Below are 16975 nucleotides of genomic sequence, written 5' to 3'. Positions count from 1 at the left end.
CAACTCCTCCACCCGACGGGCGCGGAACACCGGACGCCGGCGGTCAGCGGCGCTCACGCGTCTCGTTCCAGCGCAAGAACTCCTGAAACAGCTTTTCGCGGTCGACCGTCGTCGCGGCGTCGTCCGCCGCGACGCGGCGGCTCGCCAGGAACCTCTCGAACTGCTCGCGCGAGATCTGCGTCGGCGGCGCGTTCCGGCGCAGCCACTCCTCGGCGGCCGGAAAGCGCGACCAGCCCGGCACCGTCGCGGCGAGGCTCGTCTCCAGCCACTTGGGATGGCGCGGCCGCTTCTGCAGCTCGGCGAGCTTCGGGAACAGGGCTCCGACGAAGCGCTCGATGCGCTTGTAGCGCTCCGATCCCTTCGGCCAGGTCGGCGCGAACAGCACGGTGCCGACCGCCACGGTGGCGACCGCGGCGTCCGGCGCGACGAGGCCCGGATAGTCGTCGGCCGTCAGCCTCGCCGGGAGATAGTCGGCCTGCAGCGGCTTGGCGTAGTCGAGCGGCAGCAGCCGGAACGTCCCGGCCGGAAGCCGCGCCATCGCGGCGGCCGGCTTGCCCGACACCAGCACGGCGGCGGCGATCTCGCCGGCGCGCAGCTTCTCCAGCGCGTCGGCGCCCGGCAGGTTGACGCCGTCCACCGCGACGCCGAGCTTGTCGAAGACGTCGCCCGCCGTCAGCGCGGTGGCGGAGCCCGTCTCGCCGAGCGCCACCGGCTTGCCGGCCAGATCCGCGACCGTGCCGGCCGGCGAATCCGTCCGCACCACGACGTGGATCTCTTCGTTGAACAGCTTGGTGACGACGCTGATCTTGTCGTCGATCCGGCCGATCGCGTTCGACCGCTGCAGCAGGCCGAGCGCCGTGGCCGGCGCGATGCCGAGATCGACGCCCTTCAGCAGGCGCACGTCGCGGATCGCCTGGCCGCCGCCGCGGCCGGCGATCGGCAGAACCCGCAGGCCCTCGCCGCCGTCGATCACCGCGGCGACATCGGCGGCGGCGGCGAGCGCCGTCGTCTCCACACCGTCGGCGACGATCGTCAGCGTGTCGGCATTGGCCTGCTCGGCGAGCGGCCCGAGCGCCGGCTCGCCGGTCGACCGGCGCGGCGCCGAACGCGGCCGCCCGGCGCTTCCGACCGCCTGGGAGACCTCCGCCGCCGCGCGCGGCGGCGACGCCTGCGCGGCGGCGGAGGGCACGGTTGCGAGCCCGAGACCGATCATGGCGAAGAAGGCCGCAGCGGCCGCCGCTGCCGTCAGGACGCGAGAACAGGCATGCCACCAGCACGCCCGCTGCAGGCCTTCATCCATGAAGCGTTCCCCGTGCTCCGGATGCCGAACTTCTCCACGCTCACACACTCACGCTCACGAACTCACGAACTCACAAACTCACGCACTCACGCACTCACACTCACGCACTCGTGCTCACGTACTCACGCACTGACGCACTCTCACACGCACTCACTCGCGCCGACTGACACAAGACTCGCACACGCGACTCGCAGGCATCCGCGCCGCGCGCCGGAGCGCGCGCCGTTCCGTGCGCGCCGCGGCCTCGCGGCCGACGACGCATGCGGCTCGCCGCGACACCGTCACGCCGGCACGACGACGGTCGAGACGTCGACCACGCCATGGGCAGGACGTCGCCGGAGCGACCGTCTCGATCGCGATCCCGGCCGACGATGTCGATCACGACGTCGATCGACGATGCGTCCGGCGGATCCGGTCGAGGATTTCGATTGTGATGTTTGAACCGTGCTGTCCGGTCGAGCTCCCCCTGTCCCCGAGCAAAACCGTGACTCTGCAATTTGGCCACTTTGTGATCGCACTAACGAATTCTTAACCCGAAGTGCCTCGCCTCCCTGCATGTTGCGGATCACGAGGCCTCGAATGCTTGTCGCGACCGAGCAAACACGGCCGCTCTTTTCGATTTCGACTTGCGCCGATTGTTATTTGCTGCCGCGCGGTTGACCGCGATTCACCGGCACCGTCGCCGGCCCGTCGACCGGCCATGCCGAACCGCCCGAGGCGGCGCGCGCACGAGCCGCGGTCCGTAGTCTTCGCGATGGGGCGAGGACCGCGATCTGACGTGAGCCGCGGCGCGACCCGCGCCCCGCAGCGCGACGACCGACCGGACTCACGGCCGGTCGGTCACGTCCACGGCCGCCACCGCGGCGACGACGCCGCGGCGACGCGGCGCTCAGCGGCCGCGCGCCAGATCGTCCAGCCTTCGCCCGGCGTCGGTGGAGCCGAGGTCGGCGGCACGCTCGTACCAGAACCGGGCCTGCTGCGGATCGCCGGCGAGGCCGAGCACCTTGCGCTCGCGCAGCGCCGCCGGATCGTAGGTGGTGCCGAGCAGCAGCGCCGCGTGCGCGTTCCCGGCCTCGGCGGCGCGGGTCAGCAGCAGCCGGGCGCCGGCGATGTCGCCGGCCTCGATGGCGTCCTGGCCGCGCTTGATCAGCACCAGCATCTCGCCCGGCGGCAGCACGAGGCTCGGCGCTGCCGGCCGGGACGGCACGGCGACCGCCGGGGCCACCGGTGCGGGCGGCGCGGTCGGCGCCGGCAAGACCGCCGCGACCGATCCAACCGCCGCCTGCACGACCGCCTCGTCGCCCTGGCGGCGCTCCGGCGCGGCGGAGCGGACCGGCTCGGCCGGCCGCGCCGGCTCGGCCGCCCGCACGGGCTCGTCCGGCCGGGCCGGATCGGCACCGTCGCGCGGATCGCCGAGCCGCGAGCGGTCGGTCTTGGCGACGGGCTGACCGGGCGCCGCGGCCCGCTCGGCACCCGGCGGCGGGACGGCCGGACCGGTCAGCAGCGCCGACACCGCCGCTGCCGTGACGGCGGCGGCGGCGACGCTCATCAGCACCGGGCGCATCCGCCGTGACGCCGACGGCGTCGCGGCCCGGGTCGCCCCCCGGGCCGAGACCCGGCTTCCGGTCCGGGGCGGCTCCGGCACGCTCCGCTGCGGGTCGCGCGTCGACCGCGCCGGCCGCTCGCGCGATGCGCCGTCGCCGGCGCGCCCCGAAGCGCCCCGCCGCACCGGCGCGTCGCGCTCGATGGCGGTGGGTGCCATGCTCGGGGCCGCGGTGAACGACAGCACGGCCGGCGCCGGATCGGGCGCGCGGACCGGACCGGCTTCGGCGTCGAGACGCGGATCGCGACGCCGGTCGTCCGGGCCGTTCTCCGGCAGCCGGCCGGACGGCGCCTGTGCGTCGGGATCGCGCACCCAGGGCGGTGCGTAGCGGATGCGCGGGTCGAAATCGTCGTCGATCGGGGTACTCATCGGTACTCCTCCCCGTTCCTCGTGCAGGGCGATCGGGTCGCGCGGGCGCTCATGTCAGCGGCGCTCGCGCGACTGGTTCCACTGAAGGAAGTTCTGGAACAGCCGCTCGCGCTCGGCCGGCGAGTCGATGTCGCCGGCCACCGGGCCGCGCGCCGCGAGGAAGCGCTCGAACTGCTCGCGGGTGGTGTCGGCGGCGACGTTGCGCTCCAGCCACTCCTGTGCGGCCGGAAAGCGGATCCAGCCCGGCACCGTCGCGTTGAGATTGGTCTCGCGCCATTTCGGATGGCGCGGCGGCTTCTGGAACTCGGCGAGCCGCGGGAAGAACCGGTCGACGAAGGCGGCGATGCGGCGGTAGCGGTCGGTGTTGCGGGGCCAGTTGTAGGCGAACAGCACGGTCCCGACCGCAATCGTGTCGACCGCCTCGCCGGGCGGGATCACGCCCGGGTAGTCCTCGCTGGTCAGACGCGCCGGCAGGTAGTCGCCCTGCAGCGGCCTGGCGAAGGCGATCGGCAGCATCCGGAAGGTGGCGCCGAGCTTGCGCATCGCCGCCGCCGGCTTGCCGGCGATCAGCACGGTGGCGGCGATCTCGCCCGACTGCAGCTTCTCGAACGCGTCCGCCTGGCCCATGTTGACCTCGACCGGGGCGATTTCGAGCCGGGTGAACACGTCGCGGGTGGTGAGCTGGGTGCCGCTGCCGGCGTCGCTGAAGTTCACCTTCTGGCCGGCCAGATCGGCGATCGTGTGGACGCCCGAGTCCGCCCGCACCACGAGATGCATCTCCTCGTTGAACAACCGGGCGACGTAGGCGAGCTTGTCGTCGATGCGGCCGACCTCGTTGGTGCGCTGGAAGTAGCGCAGCAGGTTCGACTGGGTGATGCCGAGGTCGACGCCCCGCAGGAAGCGCACGTCGCGGATGTTCTGTCCGCCGCCCTTGCCGATCACCGGCAGCACCCGGAAGGAGTCGCCGTCGTCCAGCACGGCGGAGAGATCGTAGGCGATGGTCAGGTAGGTGCCGTTGATGTTGCCGGAGACGATGGTGACCGTGTTGGCGTTCACCCGGTCGCCGATCGAGCCGAGCGCCGCCTCGGAGGGCCCACGCCGCGTCGCGTGGGTCGGCTGCTCGGGGCGGCCCGTGTCGTAGCCCGGCCGCGACTGCGCGGCCGACGGCGCGGTGCCGAGCGCCGTGACGCATGCGGCCGCCGCGACGATCGCCGCCGCGGCCACGGCCATGCGCCGCAGGCCGGTCCAGTGACGCCCGCCGCGAAGCCGTCGAGCCGTCCGAGGCAAGAAATCCCGTCGAGTCATGAAATCGTTCCCGTGCCGCGAGCCCGACACACAAACAGCGGCCCGCAATCCAGCTCTGGCGCTTGTCGTTTCTCGACGGCACACGCCGTCGGTCGTCGCCCTGGCGGCGCTTCGTGGGCTATAATCTGCGCGCTAATCCATCGGTTGTCGAATATACCTTTACACGCGGATTTGGCAACTTTGCCATCAAGGCTAACGAATCGACAGCGGCGCCGGCCCCGGCTCGCCCCTCGCCATGGAAAAGGCCGGCACGATCTTTATGTTTTATCTTTTGTTGGGACTTTTGAACAAAGACTCGGGCCCGACCCCTGATAATTTATATATGACATTTCCTACACTTATACCGAACTCACCGCGATCGCACGACATCACACGACGGACCTCGGATTCGAGGACATCCCGCGGTTCCATCCACTTTCATGATACACGCAAGATACTCGATATAGCCGACGGGAGTCGGCCGTCCGGCGGCTCGATAGGCTATACGAAAGTCGAACCCCGGCCACCGCGGACGGCGCCCCCGCGGGCGGGCGGACGGCCGCCGCAGCCATGCCGCCGGGCCGCGGCAGGCCCGCCTTGCGCTTCGGCCCTGCCCTGCTATATGCCGCTGGCATCGAAGAAATCCGCTTACCTGCGTTCGTAGGCAGCGAGTGAGCAACAGGAGTCTTGCATGGTCGCCCTGACCTTCCCCGACGGCGCGCGTCGGGAGTACCCCACCGGCATCACCGGCCTCGACATCGCCAAAGGCATCTCGCCCTCGCTCGCCAAGCGCACCGTCGCGATGGCGCTCGACGGCGTGCTCGCCGACCTCGCCGACCCGATCGAGCACGATGCGAAAATCGAGTTCGTGTCGCGCGACGACCCGCGCGCCCTCGAGCTGATCCGCCACGACGCCGCCCACGTGATGGCCGAGGCCGTGCAGAGCCTGTGGCCCGGGACCCAGGTGACCATCGGCCCGGTGATCCAGAACGGCTTCTACTACGACTTCTTCCGCAACGAGCCGTTCACCCCGGACGACTTCGCCGCGATCGAGAAGAAGATGAAGGAGATCATCGCGCGCGACCGGCCGTTCACCAAGGAGGTGTGGTCGCGCGACGAGGCCAAGCAGGTCTTCCGGGACAAGGGGGAGAACTTCAAGGTCGAGCTGGTCGACGCGATCCCCGAGGATCAGACCATCAAGATCTACAAGCAGGGCGACTGGTTCGACCTGTGCCGCGGCCCGCACATGACCTCCACCGGCAAGATCGGCACCGCGTTCAAGCTGATGAAGGTCGCGGGCGCCTACTGGCGCGGCGACTCCAACAACCCGATGCTGACCCGCATCTACGGCACCGCCTGGGCCAGGCAGGAGGACCTCGACGCCTATCTCAAGCAGATCGAGGAGGCGGAGAAGCGCGACCACCGCAAGCTCGGCCGCGAGCTCGATCTCTTCCACTTCCAGGAGGAAGGCCCGGGCGTCGTGTTCTGGCACGCCAAGGGCTGGTCGATGTTCCAGTCGGTCGTCGCCTACATGCGCCGCCGCCTCGCCGGCGACTACGACGAGGTCAACGCGCCGCAGATGCTCGACAAGGTCCTGTGGGAGACCTCCGGCCACTGGGAGTGGTACCGGGAGAACATGTTCGCGGCACAGTCGGCGGGCGACGAGGCCGAGGACAAGCGCTGGTTCGCCATCAAGCCGATGAACTGCCCGGGCCACGTGCTGATCTTCAAGCACGGGCTGAAGAGCTATCGCGACCTGCCGATCCGCCTCGCCGAGTTCGGCCTGGTGCACCGCTACGAGCCGTCCGGCGCCATGCACGGCCTGATGCGGGTGCGCGGCTTCACCCAGGATGACGCGCACATCTTCTGCAACGAGGACCAGCTCGCCGAGGAGTGCCTGAAGATCAACGACCTGATCCTCAGCACCTACGAGGACTTCGGCTTCTCGGGCGACCTCACCGTCAAGCTCTCGACCCGGCCGGAGAAGCGGGTCGGCTCCGACGCCTCGTGGGATCACGCCGAAGAGGTGATGGGCCGCGTGCTGGAGCAGATCGCCGCGCAGTCGGGCGGCAAGATCAAGACCGCGGTCAATCCCGGCGAAGGCGCGTTCTACGGGCCCAAGTTCGAGTACGTGCTGCGCGACGCCATCGGCCGCGACTGGCAGTGCGGCACCACCCAGGTGGACTTCAACCTGCCGGAGCGGTTCGGCGCCTTCTACATCGACGCCGACGGGCAGAAGAAGACCCCCGTGATGGTGCACCGGGCGATCTGCGGCTCGATGGAGCGCTTCCTCGGCATCCTGATCGAGCACCACGCCGGCCACTTCCCGCTGTGGCTCGCGCCCGTGCAGGCCGTGGTGGCGACCATCACCTCGGACGGCGACGACTACGCCAGGGAGGCGGTCGCGGCGGCGCGCCGCCTGGGCCTGCGGGTCGGCATCGACCTGCGCAACGAGAAGATCAACTACAAGGTCCGCGAGCACTCGCTCGCCAAGGTCCCGGTGCTGCTGGTGGTCGGCAAGAAGGAGGCGGCGGAGCGCACCGTGTCGATCCGCCGGCTCGGCTCCGACAAGTCGACCGTGGTGCCGCTCGACCAGGCGCTCGCCGCACTCGTCGACGAGGCGGTACCGCCCGATCTCAAGCGGCTGAAAGCCGAGACGCCGGTCGTCGCGGCGGAGTGATCCGGGCACCGGCGAGCGGGCCGGCGATTGCATCGCCGGCTCCACCCGCGCGGTTCGGTCGCGGCGAGCACCCGCTCGGCGGCAGCAGACGGCCTTCATCAAACGGTGCCGCGCCCGCCGGTATGCCCGCTAAGGCAGCGGCACCGGGCATACCGGCTATTTCGGGCTGGGCGGCGAGTTCTGATCAGCCGCCTCAGTGGATCATTTTACCACTAACGATGGAGGCTCGCGACCGCTCAATCGCGATTTCCAGGCGGTTGTCTCCCCGCCGCAACACACGCCAGCATCCGACTTCGCTACTATAGCCCCGGCCTAGCGCGTTCCGGACTCGGTCCGAGCGTGAGCAACGGCGGGGGCGATGATGACGGCACGGGCACGGATGCGGCGGGCGGGCGGCCGGGTGGTCGAGACGGCCCTCGCGCTGAGCTGCGCCCTCGCCGGTGAGTTCGCCGTATCGACGGTCTCCTTCGCCCAGACGGTCGGCGGCACCGGCACGACGGCGGACTGCCTGCAGAACGCGGGCTCGGCCCAACTCGCCTGCGGCACCGGCTCGGTCGCCACCGGTACCAGCAGCACGGCTTACGGCATCGGTGCGAGCGCCACCGGGAACACCACGACCGCGGTCGGCGCGGGCGCGAGCGCGACCAACGTCAACACCACGGCGATCGGCCAAGCGAGCACGGCGTCGGGCGGTGGCGCCACGGCGCTCGGCGTCGGCAGCACCGCCTCGCAGGGTGAGAGCACCGCGGCCGGCGCCGGCTCGAGCGCCTCAAATTTCGCCTCGACAGCGGTGGGCTTCGGGGCGAACGCGTCGGGATTCGGCAGCACCGTGGTCGGCAAGGATGGCCACGCCGCCGGGAACAACAGCAGCGCGTTCGGATACAACTCGTTCGCCGGCTACGACCTCTCGGGCAACAATGACTTCACCAACGACAACACGACGGCGATCGGCATGGGCGCGCAGGCCGGCACCGGCGCCGCGGGCCAGGCCAACGCGACGGCGGTCGGTTGGTCGGCCCTCGCCAACGCCGCGTCCGCCACGGCGCTGGGGGCCGGCGCGCAGGCCAACGCGACGAGCTCGATCGCGATCGGCGCCGGCAGCGGTGCAGGCAGCGCGGCCTTCGTCGACGCGACCTCGAACAACGCGATCGCGATCGGCAACGGCAGCAAGGTCGACGCCAACAGCAGGGGCAGCATCGCGCTGGGCAGCTTCAACACCGTGACCGGAACCGAAAGCGGGGCGATCGGCGTCGGGCTTCGGGTCGCCGGCACCGGCAGCTTCGCCATCGGCAATCTCAACACGGTCAACGCCAATGCGAGCTTCGTCTACGGCGGCAACAACAACGTCAACGTCTCCGGCATGGGCGGCGTCGGCAAGATCCAGGTGATCGGCTCGAACAACACGGTCGCCGTGACGACCACCGCGGCCGGCGCCTCGGTGATCGGCTCGGACAACTATGTCGACGCCCCCAATGCGATCGCGATCGGCAACGGCCTGAGCGTGACCGGCGACTCCGCCGCCGCGATCGGCGCCGGGGGAACCGCGTCGGGCCGGATCTCCGCCGCCTTCGGGGCGTTGGCAAATGCCGGCGGCACGTTCGGCAACGAAGGCACGCTGGCGCTCGGCGCCGGCGCGCTCGCTGGCACGACCGCCAGCGGCCGCACCTATGCCACCGCGATCGGCGCCAATGCGCAGGCGCAGGGAGCGAACGCCATCGCGATCGGCGGCAATGCCGCAACGGGTGCCGGCGCTGCCGCCTACGCGACCGGAACCAACGCCGTGGCGATCGGCAACGGCAGCCAGGCGACCGCGACGAACGCCATCGCGCAAGGCACCACCGCGCTGGCGAGCGCCGACGGAGCGGTGGCGGTCGGGTCCGGGGCCCAGGCGACCGCGGCCAACGCGATGGCGCAAGGCACCGGCGCGCAGGCCACCGGGGTCAACGCCATCGCGATCGGCACCGGCGCGGTCGCCACCGGCTCGGTCGCGGTCGGCGCCGCCGCCTCCGCCGGCAACGGCGGCGCCGCATTTGGCGACTATGCGGTCGCGACCGGGTCGAACAGCACCGCGGTCGGACCGAATGCGTCGGCCACGGTGGCGAACGGCGTCGCCGTCGGCAACGGCGCCACCGTCACGGCGGCGAACAGCGTCGCGATCGGGGCCGGCTCGGTCGCGAGCGAGAGCAACACCGTGTCGGTCGGCGCCAGCGGCAGCGAGCGGCGGGTCACCAACGTGGCGGCCGGCGTCAACACGACCGATGCCGTCAATGTCGGCCAGCTCCAGAGCGTCGCGGCCGGGTTCGGATCGAGCATCACGAGTCTGCAGACACAGGTGGCGGGCCTGCAGGAGGACACCAGCCGCCTGAAGGACGGGGTCGCGGTCGCCATGGCGGCGGGCGGCGTCCCCGCCGTGCCGAACGGCCGCCGGGTGGGCGTATTCGGCAATGTCGCGGCCTATGACGGCCGCGGCGCCGCGGGCTTCGGCATCACCGGCGTCCTGCACGACACCCGGACCTATCAGGTCCAGGCGAGCGGGTCCGTCGGGCTCGGATTCGAGACCGGCGTGGTCGGCGCCCGCGGCGGCGTCGCCCTGTTCTGGTGAGGCCCCAGCACCGTCTGGTGCTGCTCGCCTCGGTGGCCGTGCTCTCCATGGCGGCGCTGCCGAGCGGCGCGCGCGCCCGGTTCGTCTGCGAAAGCACCGACGGCGGCGGCTCGTCGGCGACCGCGACGAACTCGATCGCCTGCGGCAATTCGGCGACCGTGAGCGGGATCAGCAGCGCCGCGTTCGGCGGCTTACTGGCCGATCTCGATGCCGACTGAACCAGGCGCGGCGGCGTCCGCGATCGGACAGACGACCAGACACCTCCGGAACCGCCGCGCGAGCCCATCGCGCGGCGGTTTCTCATTCTACAGCCGCGAGAGATCATCGGGCTGTCGACTGGGGCCAACGCTGAATACGCTTCGGCTCGAAACGACCATGCTCTAGGCCGACAACTCGTTTGGCAAAGGCTTCCCCGCGAACTTGGCGGCCAGGTTGTCGATCACCATCCGGCCCATCAACTCGCGCGTCTCCGTCGTGGCCGTACCGACGTGTGGTTGCAGGACGACATTCGGCATCGCGAGAAGCTCGGCTGGAATATCGGGTTCGTTCTCGAACACGTCGAGCCCCGCGGCTCCGAGACGGCCGGATTTCAGCGCGTCTATCATCGCCCCCTCGTCGACGATGCTTCCGCGCGCGATGTTGATCAGCGTGCCCTTCGCGCCCAAGGCCTCAATGACCTCGGCAGACACCAGATGACGTGTCGACGGGCCGCCGAAACAGGCGACGACCAAAAAGTCGCTGTTACGGGCAAGCTCGACAGGATCGGCGACATAGGAGTACGGCACGGATGATTTCGGTTCGACGTCCGAATAGGCGATCTTCATCCGGAAACCGCAGGCGCGCTCGGCGACGGCGTTGCCGATGGCGCCCAGGCCGATGATACCGAGACGTTTTCCGGTGACGCTACGGGCCAGTCCGTAACTCGTCTTGGCGGTCCAGCGTCCCTCGCGAGCATAGCTGTCGGCGGCGACGATCTCGCGCGCCGCCGCGATCATCAATCCGATCGCGAGATCGGCGACGTCATCGGCGATGACGCCCGGCGTGTTGGTGAGCGCGATGCCCCGCGCGCGTGCGGCTGGAATATCGACAGCGTCGACGCCGACTCCGAACGTGGAAATGATCTCGAGATTCGGAAGGCGATCGATCAGATCACGAGGAGCGCCCCGATTGGCTTCGGTGGCAAGGCCGCGAATGCCAGCCGCCACCTCGGGCAGCAACGCGTCGTGCGGCAACGGAAAGTCCGTGAAGTAATGAAGCGTGAACTGCTCGCCCATGGTCGTCAGCATCCCCGGAGGAAATGCGCCGAGCGCGAGAACACTGGGCTTTGGAACATCCGGATTCATACATTTCTCCCACGATTGCCCAATCGCCTCACCGGTCGATGCGGTACGGCGTGATCTGGGTGACCAATACGGTTCGATTGTCGGCGCTGACGTCTCACACCTCGACCGGTGTGCCGAGATGATAGACGCGTGCCCCCGGCGCGCAGCCGAGCTGCGCGCCGGGTCGATATCGCTCCCATCAGGTAGATTTCGAAACCTGCGCGGGTGCCGACTGCTTCATCGAGTAGAACCCGTGGATCAGGACCGCCATCAGTACCGGCGCGGTCGCCAGGATCATCATGGCGATCCAATAGTTGCCACTCAGATCGCGGGCGATACCGGCGACATACGGGCCCACGAACCCACCCAACGCCGAGCCGGAATTGATCAGGGCCAGTCCGGCCGCCTTCTCCTTCGGGCCGAGCAACTCCGTGCTGGCGGTCCAGAAGGTCGCCTGGCAGCCGCCAAGGCCGATCGCGGCCAGGGACATCGCCCCCACCGCCGTTATGAGGCTGTCACAGAACGGAACGAGATAGAGGCCCGCCGCTCCGACCAGGGCAGCCACGACGATGTGCCAATGCCGTTCCCCTGTCTTGTCCGAATGCCTGGCCCACAGCAGCATCGCCACCGTCATGCACAGCGTGGGAAGCACGGTGACGAAGCCGATCTGCAGGGACGAGAGGCCGGTGCCGACGTTCTTGACGAGTTGCGGCATCCAGAACAGCAGGCCCAGTTGTCCGACGGCCCACAGGAAGTAGACCAGCGTCAGCACGAGCGTGCCCGGACGAGTCAGGGCCTCCCGCAACGTGATCTTCCGGGGCGTATCCCGGGTTGCCTCTTCGGCCGCGATACTCTTCACGACCCAGTCGCGCTCCTCGGGCGTGAGCCATTTGGCTTTCTCGGGCCGGTCGGTCCAGAGGGCGAGCAGCACGAAGCTGAATAGGAATGGTATCGCTCCTTCGACGAGGAACAGCCATTGCCAGCCCTTGAAACCAAAAGGCGTAAACTGCATCAGCCAACCCGACAACGGGCCGGCCAGCATCGCAGCCGAATAGGATCCCAACACGATGAAGGAGACAGCCCGGGCATGCTCGCGCCCGCGGAACCAGAGCGTGACGTAATAGACCAGTCCCGGGAAAAAGCCCGCTTCGGCGACGCCCAACAGGAAACGAACGATATAGAGCTGGAACGGCGTGGTCACCCAGGCGGTCGCCATGCAGACCAGGCCCCAGGTCAGCATGATGCGAAACAGCCAAAGTCGCGGACCGTATTTGGCGAGCGCCAGATTACTGGGAACTTCGAAAAAGAAATAGCCGAAGAAGAAAACCCCTGCGGCAAACCCGAACGCCGTGGGCGTCAAGCCTATATCCGCGTTCATTTGCAGGGCGGCGAACCCGATATTGACGCGATCAAGGAAGCAGGTTGCCATCCCGATCGTCATGAACGGAAAGATTCTCCATCGAATCTTCCGCATCGCTTCTCTTTCGATGACGGACGTCTCTTCGTCGCCAGACATGACTCTCCCCCGTTTTACCTGCCGGCGTGGCTGCAACCGCGACACACGGCACAATTGCACGACCGATAGCGGTAATTGCACAGCTCGGGGGTATCGCTGTTTGGTTGAATGCGGAATGATCGCATCCCTTACCGCCGTGCAGAAAAACAATAGGTGAGTCAGCCGGGATTCCCCTATATGAAATATTTGGAGGCCTATCCAGTTTTGTTATGGGACCCGGAAGCATAAGTATATTTCAGAAGCCTATCCGGTTTGATTATGGTACCCGGAGTTGTGGTCCGAGCACAGAGGCATTCAATCGGCCGACAGACACACTCTATCTTCGACAGACACTCTCGGTCCTCGACAGACACACTCGATCTTCGATAGACACATCCTGGGCCTCCTGACGTTCGATACGCGGCAGATCACGCCGCGTGGTGATCAAGGTGAGAAGCCGTTACTCGACTCGGCATCCGCGGCTTCAAGCCGGTGTTGAGGCGGGCCGCGCAACGGCTGGACGCGGCTCGCATTCGCGAGAGACTGCCGACTCCCCGTACATGCTCGCTGAGATGCGGCGCGACCTGCCCGACTTTTTATGGTCCGGGAGCAGCGACTTCATCGCTCTCATGCTCGACGGCGGCAATCTCGGAGACCCAAGGGGCGTGTTGCCGTGTTGCGGCAGGGCAACGCCGCGCGTTCGATCGCGTGGTGCAGCCGCCCGGGCCGACGACACACCGGTGTCGCGCGACAGCCGGAAGCCGGCCGTCCATGAACGGTTTAGCGTCCGCGCGATGCTGGCGTGCCGGCGCGGCCGTCGGAATATTCCGCCCAAATTTCCACAATTGCCGTCCCGACCCCGAGCCGAAAGGTTGACTCCGCACACGGGGTACGCGGGGATGCCGTCATGACGCGCGGGATGCAGGAGACGCCGGCCGGCACCGCGGGCCGGAGCGGACGCGGGCGGCGGCCCCAGCACCGTCTGGTGCTGCTCGCCTCCGTCGCCGTGCTCTCCATGGCGGCGCTGCCGAGCGGCGCGCGCGCCCGGTTCGTCTGCGAAAGCACCGATGGCGGCGGCTCGTCGGCGACCGTGAGCGGGATCAGCAGCGCCGCGTTCGGCGGCTTACTGGCCGATCTCGATGCCGAGCTCGCGCACGAGGGCGCTGGCCCGCCTCTCCTCCGCCTGCAGGATGGTCAGCATCTCCGCCGGAGAGTTCGCGACCACCTCGGACCCGAAGGACGCGAAGCGCTCCTTGACCTCCGGCGACCGGAGGACCGCGACGATCTCGCGATTGAGCTTGTCGACGATCGGCTTCGGCGTTCCGGCGGGTGCGAGCACGACGCCCCACGATGCCGCCTCGAACTCCGGATAGCCGGATTCGGCGATGGTCGGAACGTCCGGATATTGCGGCAGGCGCGTGGTCCCACCGACAGCGACGAGCTTGAGGTTGCCCTGGGCGACGTGCCCCTGCACGGACGGGAGCGTGTCGAAGACCATGTGGGCGCGGCCCGCGATCAGATCGGAATGGGCTGCGGCGCTGCCCTTGTAGGGCACATGGATCATGTTCAGCTTGGCCAGCTGATTGAACCACTGTGCGAACACGTGAACATTGCTTCCGGAGCCGGCCGACGCGTAGACCAGTTCGCCCGGCTTCGATCGAGCATAGGCGACGAACTCGGCGAGCGTCTTCACCGGCAGCGTCGGGGACACGACCATCACCACCGGCGTGCGCGCCGTCATGGTGATCGGAACGAAGCTCTTGACCGGATCGAAGGTGACGTTCGGCATCAGCGCCTTGGTCAGCACGTGCGAAGCCACCACCAGCAGCAGCGTATGGCCGTCGGGGGCCGCCTGCGCGACCTGCGCGGTGCCGATGGTGCCGTTGGCGCCCGGCCGGTTCTCGACGACGACGGTCTGCGGAAGTCGCGTGCGCAGACCCTCCGCCACCAGGCGTGCGGTGATGTCGCCCTGCCCCCCGGGCGCGTAGGGCACGATGATCCTGATGGCGTGAGTCGGATACTCCTGTGCACGCGCCGGCAGCGTGAGGGCGCCGAGAAGCAGCGGTACCGCCAGCAGGAAGAACCGCGCCGCTGCAGACGTCGTGCTCAGTCTCATGTCATGTTCCTTGCGGTTCGTAGACGCCGTGGGAGAGACCGCGATCGGGCTTGGCGATGTTGAGCCGCACCAGTTCGCGCAGAAGGCGGACCAAGGCCATCGAAGCCTCGCCCTCGATCCCGTCGACGATGAACCGCGACGAGCAGTAGCGCATCTCCCAGCCACCGGCATCGAGGCACGCCGTCAGAATCTGGCGCTCCATCTCGGCGGAGTGAATCAGTTCGGGATTATCGAGCAGCACGGCGAGCATCGCCGCGACCCCGTAGGCGCCCCAGTTCGACACCGAGGCGGGCAGCAGGATGTCGGTCGCCGTGGTGGTGACGGCGCCGGCGTCGTCGCAGTATTGCGTGCGACTGCCGTAGGGGTGGAACCTCTTCATGAACGGATGGATGCGCCCGAAGCCGATTTCGTTGCCGTTGTCGCCGATGCCGATCGAGACGATGCGGCGCGCCGCGGCCTCCTCGAAGACGGGCTTCAGGTCGACGCAGTTCTCCGGTCGGACACCGGTCGAATAGTTGATGTAGCCGTGCTCGTTGGACCCGAGCCGCTCGATGGCGACGACCGCCTTCGGCTGGTAGTCGTCGAACAGCTTGCGGGCCCACGGGCCGACTTCGTCCTGGCGTTCCGGCGCCGTCACGCTGGCCGCGCCGAGGCGGCGGGTCTTGCACAGATCGTAGTCGCGGATCATCAGACCGGCGGCGCGGCTCGACGCCAGCATCGGCGGCTCGTGACAGCGCTCCGTCACGTAGACCGGCACCGCCTTCAGGCCCCAGTAGAGCGCCCGCGCCAGCACGGCCCCGCCGGGCGGGCCGTCGCTTTCTCCGTTCGGCACTTCCGGAGCATAACCGGCGCCGACCGTGATGAGGACGGTGTCGCCCGGCCTGACGGCGGCGATCAGCGCCTCGGCGACCCGCGTGGTGATCGGCCGGCCGCCGCCTTCTCGCCGCGCCTCGTCATAGATCTGCCGGACGATGTTGTGGTTCATGGCGCGGTTGCGCATCTCCACCGTCACCAGGCGATCGATGTACTCTCCCGAGATATCCGGCATGTCGGCAATTCCTTTTCGTACCCTCTCACGAACCCCGGCGGGTGCGAGAACGGAATTGTCGTGACGGCCTCGAATAATGTCGAATACAATGTTCGTATCGGTGAATGCTCTAATGTTATGATGAAAACTTATGCAGCGTCCGCTCAATTTTCGTCGCATCGAAGCCTTCAGAGCAGTCATGCTGACAGGCAGCATGACCGCCGCCGGCAAGCTGATGACCATCTCGCAACCAGCCGTGACACGGCTGATCCGCGACCTGGAGATCGAGCTCGACCTGCCGCTGTTCCGTCGCTCCGGCACCCACATCTCACCGACGGCCGAGGCTCGTCAGCTCCATCGTGAGGTCGAGCGCTATTTCAGTGGCGTGGCGCACATCCGCGAGGCTGCGCGGGCGATCCGCGAGCTCAGGACCGGCCATCTGCGGATCGGCGCGATGCTGACGCTGTCGACCGGCTGCCTGCCGCGCGCCGTGCAGGCCTTTCTCGGTCGCCATCCCGACGTCACCGTCTCGATCCACTCCGACAGCTCGCTCGACATCGTCGAAATGGTGAGCCACGGGCAGCTGGATCTCGGGCTGAGCTCGATCCCGGCCGACCGCGCCGACGTTGCCCACACGCCACTCGCCGCCGTCGAGGCGGTGTGCGTGATGCCGCGCGGCCACCGGCTGGCCCGCGGCAAGGTGATCCATGTCCGCGACCTCGACGGCGAGGATTTCGTCTCGCTGGGCAGCAGCAGTCTGCTGCGACTGCGGGTGGAGGAGGCGTTACGGGCGACCGGCGTGCGGCCGCGCATCCGTCTCGGCACGCTCTATTCCTCCACGGTCGTCGGCTATGTGGCCGCCGGACTGGGCCTCGCCATAACGGATCCGTTCGCCGTGCTCGGACCGGGACGTGATCAGGTGGAGATCCGCCGGTTCAAGCCCGGCCTGCCGTTCGAGTTCTCGGCCGTCTATCCGCCGGGCGACGAGCGCTCCCGGCTGGCCCTCCAGTTCGTCGACATTCTCCGGCAGGTGGTCGCGGCCGACCTGCGCAGTCTTCGGCTCGGCCTGAGGAACACGGCGCCGGACGCCTGAATCCGACGACGCCTTTTCGGCGATGTCGGCGTCCCGGCGAGCGACATCCCACCGAGGGGCGACCAGCGACGAGGTCACGGACGC

Annotated in this window: 11 protein-coding genes; 4 read left to right on the top strand and 7 right to left on the bottom strand. The window is 68.5% G+C overall.

Features of this window, described 5'->3' with window-relative positions:
* Nucleotides 1-43: 43 nt before the first annotated feature.
* From J2S22_RS12925 to J2S22_RS12915, 3 genes are all read right to left on the bottom strand, one after another.
* Nucleotides 44-1300 carry a TAXI family TRAP transporter solute-binding subunit gene (locus tag J2S22_RS12925; protein WP_272840732.1) on the bottom strand — a complete coding sequence of 419 codons (1257 nt, stop codon included), beginning with the start codon at nt 1298-1300 and terminating at the stop codon, nt 44-46.
* Nucleotides 1301-2189: 889 nt separating this feature from the next.
* A complete protein-coding gene (locus tag J2S22_RS12920) occupies nt 2190-3272 on the bottom strand; it encodes a hypothetical protein (protein WP_272779115.1) in 1083 nt (360 codons plus the stop codon).
* A gap of 54 nt (nt 3273-3326) precedes the next feature.
* Complete coding sequence (locus J2S22_RS12915; RefSeq protein ID WP_272779116.1) at nt 3327-4502, bottom strand: TAXI family TRAP transporter solute-binding subunit; 1176 nt, start codon at nt 4500-4502, stop codon at nt 3327-3329.
* A 745-nt stretch (nt 4503-5247) separates the two neighbouring features.
* On the opposite strand from J2S22_RS12915, the gene thrS reads away from it, so the two are divergent.
* The 3 genes from thrS (at nt 5248) to J2S22_RS12900 (ending at nt 10056) form a co-directional block, all read left to right on the top strand.
* On the top strand, nt 5248-7236 hold the full coding sequence (thrS, locus tag J2S22_RS12910; protein WP_272779117.1) for a threonine--tRNA ligase: 1989 nt from the start codon (nt 5248-5250) through the stop codon (nt 7234-7236).
* A 361-nt stretch (nt 7237-7597) separates the two neighbouring features.
* Nucleotides 7598-9838, top strand: a complete 2241-nt coding sequence (locus tag J2S22_RS12905) for a YadA family autotransporter adhesin (protein ID WP_272779118.1) — start codon at nt 7598-7600, stop codon at nt 9836-9838.
* A 17-nt stretch (nt 9839-9855) separates the two neighbouring features.
* A complete protein-coding gene (locus J2S22_RS12900) occupies nt 9856-10056 on the top strand; it encodes a hypothetical protein (RefSeq protein WP_272779119.1) in 201 nt (66 codons plus the stop codon).
* 162 nt (nt 10057-10218) lie between these two features.
* Here the strand turns inward: J2S22_RS12900 and J2S22_RS12895 are convergent, their stop codons facing one another.
* The 4 genes from J2S22_RS12895 to J2S22_RS12880 form a co-directional block, all read right to left on the bottom strand.
* Nucleotides 10219-11181: a 2-hydroxyacid dehydrogenase gene (locus J2S22_RS12895; protein WP_272779120.1), complete on the bottom strand. Its 963-nt coding sequence runs from the start codon at nt 11179-11181 to the stop codon at nt 10219-10221.
* A 178-nt stretch (nt 11182-11359) separates the two neighbouring features.
* A complete protein-coding gene (locus J2S22_RS12890) occupies nt 11360-12676 on the bottom strand; it encodes an MFS transporter (protein WP_272779121.1) in 1317 nt (438 codons plus the stop codon).
* Between the two features lie 1102 nt (nt 12677-13778).
* Nucleotides 13779-14771: a Bug family tripartite tricarboxylate transporter substrate binding protein gene (locus J2S22_RS12885; protein WP_272779122.1), complete on the bottom strand. Its 993-nt coding sequence runs from the start codon at nt 14769-14771 to the stop codon at nt 13779-13781.
* A gap of 1 nt (nt 14772) precedes the next feature.
* The gene (locus J2S22_RS12880; RefSeq protein WP_272840567.1) at nt 14773-16041 is read right to left on the bottom strand and encodes a glutamate cyclase domain-containing protein; all 1269 of its coding nucleotides are present in this window, start codon (nt 16039-16041) and stop codon (nt 14773-14775) included.
* On the opposite strand from J2S22_RS12880, the gene J2S22_RS12875 reads away from it, so the two are divergent.
* Nucleotides 15998-16891: a LysR family transcriptional regulator gene (locus J2S22_RS12875; protein WP_272779124.1), complete on the top strand. Its 894-nt coding sequence runs from the start codon at nt 15998-16000 to the stop codon at nt 16889-16891. The two genes, J2S22_RS12880 and J2S22_RS12875, sit on opposite strands and share 44 nt — an antisense overlap.
* Nucleotides 16892-16975 lie beyond the last annotated feature (84 nt).

This window comes from Rhodoplanes tepidamans (assembly GCF_030813915.1).
GTDB classification, from domain to species: Bacteria; Pseudomonadota; Alphaproteobacteria; order Rhizobiales; family Xanthobacteraceae; genus Rhodoplanes; species Rhodoplanes tepidamans.
The sequence above is the reverse complement of the archived record's forward strand: the minus strand, read 5'-3'. Positions and strand labels throughout refer to the sequence as shown.